This window comes from Nocardiopsis chromatogenes YIM 90109 (assembly GCF_000341185.1).
Lineage (GTDB): Bacteria > Actinomycetota > Actinomycetes > Streptosporangiales > Streptosporangiaceae > Nocardiopsis_A > Nocardiopsis_A chromatogenes.
Genome location: NZ_ANBH01000108.1, coordinates 1 through 11,309, shown reverse-complemented (window position 1 = coordinate 11,309; position 11,309 = coordinate 1). Strand labels below are relative to the sequence as shown.

The window sequence follows — 11,309 nt, the reverse complement described above, 5'->3', positions numbered from 1 at the left end:
AGGGCCCCCCGCCGCTGCCGGGCACGGTCACCGCCGTGCGCGTGCTGATGTTCCTGGGCGGCCTGGTGGGCGTGCTCTTCGGCCTCGGGGTGGCGGTCCTGTTCGGCGCGATGCTGGGCGTGGACCCCCGTCAGGTCGAGGACCTGTCCGACGTGCAGGAGACGGTGCTCCAGGTGCTGGCCGAGGAGGGGATCGACCCGGCCGCCATGGCCGTCGTGCTCGGCTTGGCGATCGGGATCCCGGTGGCCACCGGCCTCATCTCGATGTTCCTGTCCGCGGTGGCCGGGCGCCGCTCGCGGCTGTGGCTGTGGTCGATCGTGGTGTTCCAGACCGTGCTCGCCCTGGGGTGGGCGGTCAACCTGCTGGCGCTGAACCTGCTCGCGGTGGTCCCGCTGGTGCTGTGCATCGTCAAGATCGCCCTGATCACGGGTTCGAGCGCGCGGCGGTACTACGCCTCCTGAGCCGTCAGCGGCCCAGGCGCCGCCGCGCCTCGGCGAGCCTGCGGTCGTGCTCGGACTCCTCCGGCATGGCGGCCAGCATCGCCGATGCGCGCTCGCGCAGGTCGTCCAGGGCCGAGCGGTCGGTGAACACATAGAAGCGGTCCTCCTGCACGGCGGCGAGCACCTGTTCTCCGACGCTCTCGGGGGCCAGGCCGCACTGTTCGACGACGGTGCGCATGCGCTCGTCGTCGATGCGCGTGCGCAGCCGCTCGGGGACCCCGTCGGGCATGGCGGCGATGCCGTGGTCGATGATGCGCGTCCGCACGCCGCCCGGGCACAGCACCGTCGTCCGGATGGCCATCCGGTTCAGCGCGGCGTCGGCGTGCAGCGACTCCGACAGGGCGATCACGGCGGCCTTGGCGGCGCTGTACTCGAAGAGGGCGCCGCCGCGGACCCCGGCGGTCGAGGCGGTGTTCACGATGTGCCCGGGGCCGCCGCGGGCGACCATCCGCGGCAGGAACGCGTTCACCCCGTTGAAGACCCCGCCCAGGTCGGTGCCGAGCACGTGGTCCCACACGGCGGGGCTGGGGTCGGTGACCGCCGCCGTGCCCACCACCCCGGCGTTGTTGCAGACGACCGCGGCGGGGCCGAGCCGCTCCTCGGCCTCGTCGGCGGTGCGGGCGAAGGCGTCGCGGTCGCGCACGTCGAGCAGGAAGGTCTCGGTCCGGGCGGTGGAGGAGAGTTCCTCGCGGGCCGCCTCCAGTGCGTCGGGGTCGATGTCGGCCAGGGCGAGGTCGGCGCCCGCGAGCGCGAAGGCGCGGGCCATTCCCAGACCGATCCCTTGGGCGCCGCCGGTGATGAAGATCGTCTTGCCTGCGACGTCGGTCATGCCGCTCCCTTATTCGGTTCCGTGGCAATTATGGGAGAGGCGGATCGGGGCGGGCGCCGGGCGGCCGACTCCGGTCGTGAAAGCCGGGCGGGGAGTTGCCCCATTGGCGCGCTGTCCCCGCGAGTGACCGCGGCCGAATGAGGACAGGGAACGGTTATGGGGCGGCCGCAATTGCGGCCGCCCCATTGTTCGTTTCGCCCGTTTCGGTTATCGCGGGCCGCCGGGCGGACCGTGCTGCGGGCCGGGCTGCGGACCGGAGGGGCCGGGCGGTGGGCCGGAGGGCCCAGGAGGGCCGGGCGGCATCGGCTGCTGCTGCGGCGGCATGGGGCCGTGTGGGCCCTGGGGGCCCTGAGGGCCGTGCGGGTTGTGCGGGTTGTGCGGACCGTGCGGTGGTCCAGGGGGACCGGTGGGCCCCGATGGGCCGGGAGGCATCGGCCCTGCGCCCTGGCGTGCCGAGGGCTCCGACTCGGCCTTGCCGCTACCCGCCAGCGCGACCAGGATCAGCACCACCGCGATGCCCCACAGCACGGCCCCGGCGATCACCCGGGCGTACATCATCGGCTCGTAGGCGGGCGGCAGAAGGGTGAAATCGAGGATGAAGGTCGTGTAGACCCGCCACCCGGCCCACACCAGGGCGGCCAGGATCAGTAGGACCCCCGCCGTGCGGACCAGCCCGCCCCCGCTCGGGGCCCTGCCCCCGCGGACGAGGGCGACGATCCCGACAACAGCGGTGAAGAGATCGAAGAGGAAGTACGGAACTGAGGTGAAGGCGTAGGAGAACATCGGCCTCTCCGATCGTCAGGACGCGGCCGGCGGGTGCGGACCGGCGGGGGGAGGGCCGGGAGGGGGCGGAGGCGCGCCGCCGTCGGGCGGCGGGCCGTAGCCCGCAGGCGGCCCATAGGGGTGGGACCCGGGAGGCGGACCGGGCGGACCGGGAGGCGCGGGGGCGGCCGTCGCCCGCCGGGCGGGGGCACCGCGCGTGGCGGCCAGCACCAGCAAGAGGAGGCCGACGCCCCAGAGGCCGTAGCCGACCACCGCGTCGAGCACTGAGCCCACCATCACCATGGTCAGGCTGGAGAACAAGAACATCTCCTGCAGGACGAAGATGTACAGCGGCGTCCACAGGGCGTACACGATGAGCAGGACCAGGCCGGTGACCGCCATCCCGCGTCGGTGCGGGGCGATCTTCCCCAGCAGGGCCAGGCCGACGACCGCCAAGAGGACGGCGACGACGGGGGAGATCAGGAACATGGGCAACCTCTCCGGGGTGGGGGTGGCGGGTCGCCGTCAGAGGCGCGCCCATCGACGGCAGGGCCCCAAGGTACAGGAGAGCCGTCGGAGTCCGATTCGCCCCGGTCAGGCCATCAGGGGGCGGTACCTGGCGGTGGTCCGGTGCGTGGAAATTGGGAATTCCGGGTGCCGGAGTCGCCCCCGTTCCCCCGGATGGCCGCACATGGCCGCATAACGCCGTTTTCCGTGCGCGGCGGCCGGTGATTTCCCGCCTCTCCGGGGAAAGACCACTGGCCCGTCCCCTCGATACGAGAGGATCCCCCCATGGAACGCCTCTGGGACGCCGACCCTTCCGCGGGGTTCCGCAGAAGGCTCGGAAAGACCGCCGCGGAGCTCGACAAGAGCCGGCTGGACGACGACTGCCCGGAGATCTGGGAGCTGGACAACGGCGACATCGCCGTCGTCGGGCGCGACGCGACCGACCGCTACGCGCACCGGCTCCCCGACGGGGTCAGGATCGGCGCGGACGAACGGCTGGTCGTGATCCCCGGGGCCATGCTCAGGTCGGCGAAGCCGGACATCTCCGATGACTGACCCGCACGCCTTCGAGGCCGTGTACGAGGCCCGGGGCACGGTGCTCGGCCGGGCGGACTACCACGCCGACGCCAAGGCCCTGCGGGAATCCCCCGACATCACCGGTGACGTGTGGAAACTCGAAAGATCGCAGCGTTTCGACGAGTCCGGGGACGAGGCATGGGAGGCCTACCTCGCCGGTGACATGTCCCGCGCCATCGCTATATTCGAGGGCGAACGGGAGCGGCTCCGGGAGCAGGTGGCGCGTTACGCCGGTCTGGGGCTGCGAATGCGCAGGCTGAGGGTGGCCGAACGGCCCCCCAGCGGCTATCTGCGATGGGAGATGCACAGTCACCGGGTATTCGTCGAGTGCGGTTATGAGATCGCCGTCTTGGACGCGGAGCGGATCGGCTCCTTGGAACGGCGGCGGCCCCTGCCCGAGACCATGGTCTACGGGGGACGGGTCGTCTACCAGGTGCTCTACGACCGGTGGTGGGCGCCGGCCGGGGCCAAGCGCATCGACGACCCCGGACTGGCCCGACGGGTCGCCGACGCGGTCGCCGCGCTCTACGCCCGCGCCGAGCCGTTCATGGACTTCTACCGGCGCGAGATCGCCCCGGGACCGGGCATGGGGCCGCAGCCGGAGACGGGACCGGGGGGCGGTGAAGACCTTCCCGCTCGTGGTGGCGCTGCTCTCGCTGACCGCCGTGGCACTGGTGCTGGCCTCGCCGCTCGCCCTCAGGGCGTTCGGCGGCGGTGACGGGGAGTGGGAGCGGCTGAGCCTGATCGGTCAGACCTACGGGGCGGTGTCCGCGCTGATCGCGGTCCTCGCCCTGGTCGGCGTGGCCGTGACACTGGTGTTCCAGGCCCGTGAGACGCGGCGCGCCGTCGAAGAGGGGCGGCGCCAGGCCATGGCCGAGTTGCTCAGGATGGCCATGGACGACCCCGACCTGGACGCGTGCTGGGGGCCGGTCCCCGAGGGCGAGGACCGCACCGAGCGCAGGCAGCAGCTCTACACGAACATGATCGTCACCCAGTGGGGGACGGCGTTCCGGGCCGGGGCGCTGCCCGAGGCGCGGCTGCGGGCGGCGGCCGAGGAGATGTTCCGGGGCGGGGTCGGCCGCGCGTACTGGGCGCGGGCGCGCAGGCGCCGCCTGTCGGCCCCGGCCCGCCGGGCGGACCGCCGCTTCAACGAGATCCTCGAACAGGCCTATGCGGCGGCGCGGCCGGTGGCGTCGGCGGCGCCCGCGGGGCGTTCGGACGCCGCCGGGCACCGGCCGGTGGTGAAGCGGAGCACCCTGCGCGCCCTGGCCGCGTTCGGCGCCGGGGCGGCCGCCGGGGCCGGTGCGGCGGTCGGGGCGCTGGTCGGCGGAGCGGCGCCGCGAAGGGGTCCCCGGGGTGCCCCTCGGCGCCGACGGGCGGGGCGGGGTCGCAAAACCCTTTGGTGACGGGCGCGCGCGGGTGGACAATCGCCCGCATGCCTCAGATGTTCGACAGCCCTGACAAGGACCCCCGGGTCGACCCGCCGCAACTCGGAGGGGAGGCCGACGTCCTCTCCGGCTACCTGCGCTACCAGCGCACCACCCTGGAGCTGAAGTGCTCCGGGCTCACCGCCGGGCAGATGGCGCGGCGGGCGGTCGCGCCGTCGACGCTGTCCCTGCTCGGGCTCCTCCGGCACATGGCGGACGTGGAGCGGGCGTGGTTCCGCCCCGTCATGGCGGGGCCCGACCCCCCGCCGCTGTACTGGTCGGAGGAGGACATCGACGGCGACTTCGACAACCTGGCGGCGGACGAGGAGACCGTCCGGGACGCCTGGAGCCGCTGGCGTGAGGAGGTCGCCTTCGCCGAGCGCTTCGTCGAGGAGGCCCCGGGCATGGACACGGTGGGGAGGGACCGGCGCCGGGGCGAGGTGTCCCTGCGGTGGGTCCTGACGCACATGATCGAGGAGTACGCCCGCCACAACGGCCACGCCGACCTGCTCCGCGAGGCCGTCGACGGCACGGTCGGGGAGTAGGGGGCCCAGCGGTGGACGGCGCGGCGAACCCCTTCGGCCCCATGATCGACCCCCGCCTCCTGTTCCCCGGGGAACGGGCGCTCCTGCTGGACCTCATGGCCGATCTGGACCGCGAGGAGTGGTCCGCCCCCGCGGTGTGTCCGGGATGGGACGTCCACGACGTCGCGGCGCACGTCCTGCACGACTACACTCGCAGGCTCTCCGGGGGCAGGGACGGCCACCACGGCCCGCCCTTCGCGGGGCGAGTCACCGGCGGACTTCATCCACCGCACGAACGGGGAGTCCGTGGCGGTGGCGCGCCACTTCAGCCCCGAGGTCATCGTGGACCGGCTCACCCACCTCGGGCCGCAGCCAGGGGGGTGGTGCGTGGATCACGGCCTACTGCGCGGCGACCGGGCATGCCCCTCGCCGCGTTCTCACCGGCCGACAGCGCGCCCAGGCTGACTCCTCCTGCTTTTCGGGAGCACAGCGGCCCTGCGATGGACATGACGCCGCCGGTGCCTTCTACGGCCGTGATCCACGCACCACCCCCTGGACGCCCTGTGGGCGGACAAGGACCTCGACGGCCCCGCCGACCTGGACGTCCCGTGGGCCTCTGACGCGCGTCCGTCCCCGGTGTGGTTGGACCTCGCCCGGGAGTACACCGAGTTCCGGGGGCACCGGCAGCAGATCCGCGACGCCGTCGGACACCCGGGCGCCGACGGCCCTGATCTCGCCGGTCCGGTGGTCGACGCCTTCACACGTGCGCTGCCCAGGGCGCTGGCCGGGCTGGAGCGCCCGGACGGGACGGCGGTCGAGATCGAGGTGCGGGGCGCGGGCGGCGGTGTGTGGACCGTGACCGCCGAACAGGGGCGATGGGGGGCTCGCCCGCGGCCGCGGGCGCGACCGTGGCCCCGACCCGGCGGCCCGGGTCGTGATCGGCCGGGACGACTTCTGGCGGCTGGCCACTCGCGGCATCGGCCCCGGTGAGGCCCGCGGCCGTGCCGGGTGCGGCGGGGACGCCGGGCCGTGGGAGGCGGCCACGGCGCTGGTGGCGGTCATCCGCTGAGGTCCGGTGGTCTCCGATCGGCTCCGGTGGGCGGGTCACGGGCGGGTCAGCTGTGGGCGTCGACCGCGATGAGGCGGACGCCGTCCGGCAGGGCGTCGATGTAGGCGTTGACCATGGACCGGTACCCCGACTCCGCCGAGCGGATGTCCGGGGTGCTCCCGATCCAGCCGCCGAAGGGGGCGTTGATCCACTCGCCCTCCAACGTCAGCAGCGCCGCGCCGGGCACCGCGCGGGCCCGGCGGCCCTCGATGTAGCCCTCCTTCGAGGCGCCGGGGGCGTCCAGCGCGTAGTCCATGACCGGGCCCAGGTCCGTGTGGAACAGCGCGTCCACCAAGGGCTGGCTCCGGTAGTCCTCCTCCGCCCGCTGCCGCGGGAAGTCCGCTGAGACCAGGCGGGCGAACGAGGACCAGCCCAGGGCGGGCGGCAGTTCGGCCGCGCGCTCCTGGAAGCGGTCCCACTCCAGTTCGGCCTCGCGCGCCGCGCTCTCCCGCATCGACGCCAGGTCGAGCGCGCCCTTGGGCCCGCCCGCCGCGCGCGTCCCCGCGGCCGTGGCGTTCGGCAGGACCAGGAGCGGGTCGTCACCGGCCCCGGGGCGGACGTGGAAGTAGTCCTTCCAGCGCCCGCCGGTCAACCAGTAGTCCCACTCGCCCCGGGGGTTGAAGGTCGACGCGAAGTAGGGCCGCCCCACGCCGTCGAACAGGATCGGCGGCTCGCCGTCGGCGGGCACCAGGTCCCGGTTGTAGGCCTCGGCCACGGCGTCCCAGGTCAGCTCCTCGTCGGGGACGGAGAACCCGAAGCGCGCCCGCAGGTACTTGACCGCCCAGAAGTCGGCGGGCCGGGACTGGAACTCGGTGTAGTCCGGGTACGGGTCGACCTCCCGGTCGAGGTCGAAGGGGGCCATGGCCGACCGGAGCGCCGGAGGGGCGTCGCCGTCGGTGCAGGGGCCGCCGAGGCCCTCGTCGAGGGCGACGATCACAAGGGAGTGCACCATGGGAGCCTGCCTGTTCGGACGGTCCGGGGCCGGCGCGCGTCGGCCCCGAGTGCGATGGTGCCACGGCCGGCCGGGCCGCGGCGGCGGTCAGTGGAAGCGCACGTCGACGCGGGCCGGGCGCCACCCCAGGTGGTGCAGGGCCGCGGTGCGGACCGCGCTGCGCAGCTCCTCGGCGAGTCGGGGCGCGGGGACCTCGCCGGTGAAGCGCGCGCTCAGCTCCACCGCGACGCCGTCCGGCCCCTCGGAGAACCGGCACCGTCCCACGGCGGCGCCGGGCACCGTGTCGCACGCGGCCCTGAAGAGCGTGGCCACCGCCGACGTGCGGATCCTCGTCCACCCGCGCCCCCCGGCGGGGCGGCCGGGAGGGCCGGGCAGTGCGATGTACCCGCTCGCGCGCTCTTCCGCGCGCACGGTGCGCATCACCCGGTCGGCCAGGCCGGGCGGGGCGGCGGGGAGGTCATGTTCGGCCTCGTCCCGGGCCGCCGTCAGTACGCGCATCTCCTCCACGGCGGCGACGCAGTGCGGGCACGCGCGCTCGTGCGCGGTGGGGCTCCCCTCGCGGAGGTGGTCGAGGAGGGCGTCGAGTGAGGTGCCGCACGGAAGGCGGTCGCCGTCGTCGATGCCGTCGACGCGGTCGCCGCCGTCAGGGCCGTCGGTTCCGGGGCCGTTCACCGCCATGGCTCAAGCGCCTCCACGAGACGGGTGCGCGCGCGGTGGATGCGCCCGCGCACAGCGGTCGGGGTCGCGTCGACCACGTCGGCGATCTCCTCATAGCCCAATCCTTCCATCTCCCTGAGGATCCAGCAGATCCTCTGCGGAGGCGGCAGGTCGGTGAGGGCGCGGTCGAGGGCCTGCCGGAGCCCGCTGCCGACGGCCCGCCCCGCCGGTCCGGCACCGGGGTCGGCGACCTCCGCCCCTTCGGGCAGCGGGTGCTCGGGGGTCCGGGCGCGTGCGGCGTCGAGGGCGCTCCGGGCCGCGATGCGCAGGAGCCACGGGCGGAACCGGTCGGCGTCGCGGAGGGTGGGGAGCCTCCGCCACGCGGTCACCAGCGCTTCCTGGGCGGCGTCGGCCGCCTCGTCGCGGTCGCCGAGCGTGCGCAGGGCGACCCGGAAGACGGTGTCCTGGTGGCGCAGGACGAGGGTCTCGAAGGCGGAGGTGTCGCCGTCCTGGGCGCGTTCGGCCAGCACCCCGTCGGGTGGGCCCGGACGACCCGGCACGCTCCGCCCCCTTTCCGTGCGCTCGGCCCGGCGAGGGGGACCGGAACGACGTTCCAGAGGGGAGTGGTGACGCAACGTTACCCACCGTGACCTGCACAGCCATGGTTGTGTCATGTGTGGGATACGTCACATACTGGGGAGCGTGAGCGGAACCGGCGGAGAGGTGTCATCCATGGTGACGGGCGCCGACGGCGAGCGTGCGGCCCGCTGACCGGTGAGGGGGGCCTGGTCGGCCCGGGCCCGCCGCCTCGGCGCCCGTCCTGATGTGAGCGGACCGAGGAGGGGACCATATGACCGCGGTGCGGCAGGAGGCGGCGGCCCCCGAACGCCCCAGGGCGGGGGAGGCCGCAGGCCGTCGATGGGCGTCCGGGCACAGGTGGCGGACGCGGGTTCCACTCCGGGCGGCGANGCGCCCCCCGCCACGGCCGCGCTCGTCTCGGCGGCGGAGGTCATCGCCGTCCTGGCCGACGCCCGCCTGGACGACCCCGGGCTGCGCGTCGCGTCCGTGGTCCTGCTGGTCATCGGCGGCGGAATGCTCGTGGCCGCCGGGGTGAGCCTGCTCGCGGGCGGCGCGGTCGCCGAGGCGCCGGTGGGCGCGGCCGACGCCTCGGACCCCCTCCCCGGGGTGCGCAAGGCCCTTGAGGAGTCGGCGGTGACGGTCTCCGGGGTGGAGTCGGTGCACGTGCTGGTCGGTTCCCGGAGCGTGTTCGTCCGGGTCGTCTCCTCCGTGCCGCGCAAGGAGGCCCGGCGCAGGGCCGTCGAGGGGGCGGTCCGGGCGCGGCTGGACTCGCTCTCGCTGGGCGAGGAGTTCAGTGTCCGGGCGCAGGTGGAGTCGCCGGGCGGGGGCGGATGAGGCGCCAGACGGCATCGGCGGCCTCGTCGGGCCGCCAGGCGGCGCCCCGGTCGGCGGTGCCTTGGGCGATGACCCCGATGAGCGCGCCTGCCAGGAACGAGGCGTGCAGGGCGACGGGGATGCCCTCCGAGCCGTCGGGGCGCTCGCCCGTGGCGAAGCGCGCGGTGAGCTCGTCGGTGAGCCGCGTCCTGAGCGCGGCGGCGCACCCCGGGCTGCCGTGGGCGCCGAGCATGCGCCCGTAAAGGTCGGCGTTGGTGTTCACGTGCTCGAACAGCTCCACGAGCGGCTCCGGTGCGCGGTGGGCCGGGGAGTCCAGCGGGCACAGCGAGGCCGCTCGGATCACCGGGGCCAGCGCCTCCTCCATCGCGTCGGTGAGGAGGGCGTCCGCGTCCTTGTAGTGCGCGTACACGGTGGCGCGGTTGACCCCGGCGCGGCGGGCGATCGCGGCCGTGCTCGGCTGGGCCCCGCCGCCGTCGGCCGACAGGTCGAGCGCCGCGGCGCGCAGGCGGGCGCGGGTGCGCTGGGCGCGGGGGTCGTCCGGGTTCATGGGGCCGATCCTAGGGCAGTCCGCCGATAATCGACACCTGTTGTGTAAGCGACAGGTGTTGTGTAATCTTCCGGCATGCGAATCGAGATCTGGGCGGACGTCGTCTGCGCGTGGGCCTACATCGGCAAGCGGCGGGTCGAGCGCGCGCTGGCCCTGCTCGCGGAGGGCGCCGCCGGGGAGGCGGGGGACGTCGGCGGGGACATCGCCGCGTCGGCCGAGGTCGTCTGGCGCCCCTACCGCATCGACCCCGCCGCGCCCGCCCCGTCGGAGCGGCTGGCGGAGGCCCTGCAGGCGCCGGGGGCCGAGGAGTCGCTGCGGGCCTGCGCGCCCCACCTCACCCCGGACGAGAACCGCGACCGCGTCGCCCGCATCGCGGCGGCCGAAGGACTCGGCCCGCGCTGGGGCGCGGCCTGGCGCCCGGACACCGGCCCCGCGCACCGGCTCCTGCTGCTCGCCTTGGAGCACGGCGGGTGGCGGTTGCAGAACGCCGTCGCCGAGCAGGTGATGCACGCGCACTTCGTCGAGGCCGCAGACGTCGGCGACCCGGAGGTGCTGGCCGCCGCGGCGGACAGGGGCGGGTTCCACGGCGGCGCGCGCCGGGTGGAGGAGGGCGGCGGGGAGGCCGCCGTCCGGGAGCTGCTGCTGCGCGGCAAGGCTCGGGGCATCCGCACCTCGCCGACCATCGTCGTGGGCGGCCGGGCCCTGGCGGGCGCGCAGTCCGCCGAGGAGATCGCCGCGTTCCTGCGCCAGGGGCCGGGGGAGGAGCGGAGCCTTCCCGAAGAGGTGGAGCGCTACCGCCTCGCCGATTCCCTGCTCGCCGCGCGCGACCCGCTCGGCGCCCTGGAGCTGCTCGCACCGGTCCTGGCCGCCCACCCCGACGACCGGGGAGCGCGGTTCCTGGCCGCGCGGGCCTACTACGCCTCGGCCCAGCTGGGCCGGGCGGAGAAGGAGCTGCAGAGCATGGCGGACGAGGACCCGACGGACGCCTACGTCCGGCTGATGCTCGGCCGCACCCTCCAGCGCCAGGGGCGGGACACCGAGGCCGAGCCGTACATGCGCCTGGCAGGCGTAATGGAGCCGGAGTACGCCTAGACGACCTCCCCCCGGGCGAGCAGCACCCAGAGGTGCCCGTCGCCGGAGCGCAAGGCGGCAAGGGCGGCGACGACAAAGGTCGGCGGCCCTTGCCGGAGCGTTGTCGGCTGCCGGGCGCGTACATGGTCGCCGTGATGGGCGGCGACGGCGGAGCTGGTGCCCCGCACAGGGGCCCCGGCCGGGCGGCGGACCGTCGGAGTGCAAGGAGGAGAGCGGCAACGACAGGGAGCAGCGGCCCTCGCCGCAGCGCTGTCGGCCACCAGGCGCATGGATGGTCGTTGTGATCGGCAGCGACGGGGTGAGCCGGGCGGGTCCCTGGTGTTGCTTGCCGGGCGGCAGGTTCCTCGCGGTTCGGGCAGGCGGTGGCTGGGCCGGTACCCCACTCGGTGGCTTCGGCCGGGCGGCGGGCCGCCGG

The 11,309-nt window shown here is 74.8% G+C and carries 16 protein-coding genes; 9 read left to right on the top strand and 7 right to left on the bottom strand.

Annotated features, from left to right (window positions below):
• A partial coding sequence (locus tag D476_RS0110830) for a hypothetical protein (protein WP_017623969.1) occupies positions 1 to 461 on the top strand: 461 nt, incomplete at its 5' end.
• A gap of 4 nt (positions 462 to 465) precedes the next feature.
• Here the strand turns inward: D476_RS0110830 and D476_RS0110825 are convergent.
• From D476_RS0110825 to D476_RS0110815, 3 genes are all read right to left on the bottom strand, one after another.
• Positions 466 to 1,329: an SDR family NAD(P)-dependent oxidoreductase gene (locus D476_RS0110825; RefSeq protein WP_017623968.1), complete on the bottom strand. Its 864-nt coding sequence runs from the start codon at positions 1,327 to 1,329 to the stop codon at positions 466 to 468.
• A gap of 207 nt (positions 1,330 to 1,536) precedes the next feature.
• Positions 1,537 to 2,112 carry a hypothetical protein gene (locus tag D476_RS38225; protein WP_017623967.1) on the bottom strand — a complete coding sequence of 192 codons (576 nt, stop codon included), beginning with the start codon at positions 2,110 to 2,112 and terminating at the stop codon, positions 1,537 to 1,539.
• Between the two features lie 15 nt (positions 2,113 to 2,127).
• Positions 2,128 to 2,580 (bottom strand): hypothetical protein, encoded by a 453-nt coding sequence (locus tag D476_RS0110815; RefSeq protein ID WP_026123411.1) that lies wholly within the window; start codon positions 2,578 to 2,580, stop codon positions 2,128 to 2,130.
• 303 nt (positions 2,581 to 2,883) lie between these two features.
• On the opposite strand from D476_RS0110815, the gene D476_RS0110810 reads away from it, so the two are divergent.
• From D476_RS0110810 to D476_RS39690, 6 genes are all read left to right on the top strand, one after another.
• Positions 2,884 to 3,153 carry a hypothetical protein gene (locus D476_RS0110810; RefSeq protein WP_017623966.1) on the top strand — a complete coding sequence of 90 codons (270 nt, stop codon included), beginning with the start codon at positions 2,884 to 2,886 and terminating at the stop codon, positions 3,151 to 3,153.
• Positions 3,146 to 3,892: a DUF6879 family protein gene (locus D476_RS0110805; RefSeq protein WP_017623965.1), complete on the top strand. Its 747-nt coding sequence runs from the start codon at positions 3,146 to 3,148 to the stop codon at positions 3,890 to 3,892. Before D476_RS0110810 ends, D476_RS0110805 begins: the two co-directional genes overlap by 8 nt.
• Positions 3,795 to 4,580 carry a DUF6082 family protein gene (locus D476_RS0110800; protein WP_239648669.1) on the top strand — a complete coding sequence of 262 codons (786 nt, stop codon included), beginning with the start codon at positions 3,795 to 3,797 and terminating at the stop codon, positions 4,578 to 4,580. The genes D476_RS0110805 and D476_RS0110800 overlap by 98 nt, the downstream gene beginning before the upstream one ends.
• Before the next feature lie 38 nt (positions 4,581 to 4,618).
• Entirely contained in the window at positions 4,619 to 5,146 is a 528-nt protein-coding gene (locus tag D476_RS0110795; RefSeq protein ID WP_017623963.1) for a DinB family protein, read from the top strand.
• 41 nt (positions 5,147 to 5,187) lie between these two features.
• Positions 5,188 to 5,745, top strand: coding sequence for a maleylpyruvate isomerase N-terminal domain-containing protein (locus D476_RS40065; RefSeq protein ID WP_394296928.1), 558 nt, complete (start codon positions 5,188 to 5,190; stop codon positions 5,743 to 5,745).
• 314 nt (positions 5,746 to 6,059) lie between these two features.
• Positions 6,060 to 6,194, top strand: coding sequence for a hypothetical protein (locus D476_RS39690; RefSeq protein WP_017623962.1), 135 nt, complete (start codon positions 6,060 to 6,062; stop codon positions 6,192 to 6,194).
• Between the two features lie 46 nt (positions 6,195 to 6,240).
• On the opposite strand, the gene D476_RS0110785 is transcribed toward D476_RS39690, so the two are convergent.
• From D476_RS0110785 to D476_RS0110775, 3 genes are all read right to left on the bottom strand, one after another.
• Entirely contained in the window at positions 6,241 to 7,185 is a 945-nt protein-coding gene (locus D476_RS0110785) for a hypothetical protein (protein WP_017623961.1), read from the bottom strand.
• Between the two features lie 87 nt (positions 7,186 to 7,272).
• Positions 7,273 to 7,863: an anti-sigma factor gene (locus D476_RS0110780; protein WP_017623960.1), complete on the bottom strand. Its 591-nt coding sequence runs from the start codon at positions 7,861 to 7,863 to the stop codon at positions 7,273 to 7,275.
• Positions 7,854 to 8,372 (bottom strand): RNA polymerase sigma factor, encoded by a 519-nt coding sequence (locus tag D476_RS0110775; protein ID WP_017623959.1) that lies wholly within the window; start codon positions 8,370 to 8,372, stop codon positions 7,854 to 7,856. Before D476_RS0110775 ends, D476_RS0110780 begins: the two co-directional genes overlap by 10 nt.
• A 388-nt stretch (positions 8,373 to 8,760) precedes the next feature.
• Here D476_RS0110775 and D476_RS32895 point away from each other — a divergent pair, with 388 nt between their 5' ends.
• Positions 8,761 to 9,255, top strand: a complete 495-nt coding sequence (locus D476_RS32895) for a DUF6286 domain-containing protein (RefSeq protein ID WP_017623958.1) — start codon at positions 8,761 to 8,763, stop codon at positions 9,253 to 9,255.
• On the opposite strand, the gene D476_RS32890 is transcribed toward D476_RS32895, so the two are convergent.
• Complete coding sequence (locus D476_RS32890) at positions 9,212 to 9,802, bottom strand: TetR/AcrR family transcriptional regulator (protein WP_017623957.1); 591 nt, start codon at positions 9,800 to 9,802, stop codon at positions 9,212 to 9,214. The genes D476_RS32895 and D476_RS32890 overlap by 44 nt on opposite strands.
• A 75-nt stretch (positions 9,803 to 9,877) precedes the next feature.
• Here D476_RS32890 and D476_RS0110760 point away from each other — a divergent pair, with 75 nt between their 5' ends.
• Positions 9,878 to 10,894: a DsbA family oxidoreductase gene (locus D476_RS0110760; protein ID WP_017623956.1), complete on the top strand. Its 1,017-nt coding sequence runs from the start codon at positions 9,878 to 9,880 to the stop codon at positions 10,892 to 10,894.
• The last annotated feature ends 415 nt before the right edge of the window (positions 10,895 to 11,309 follow it).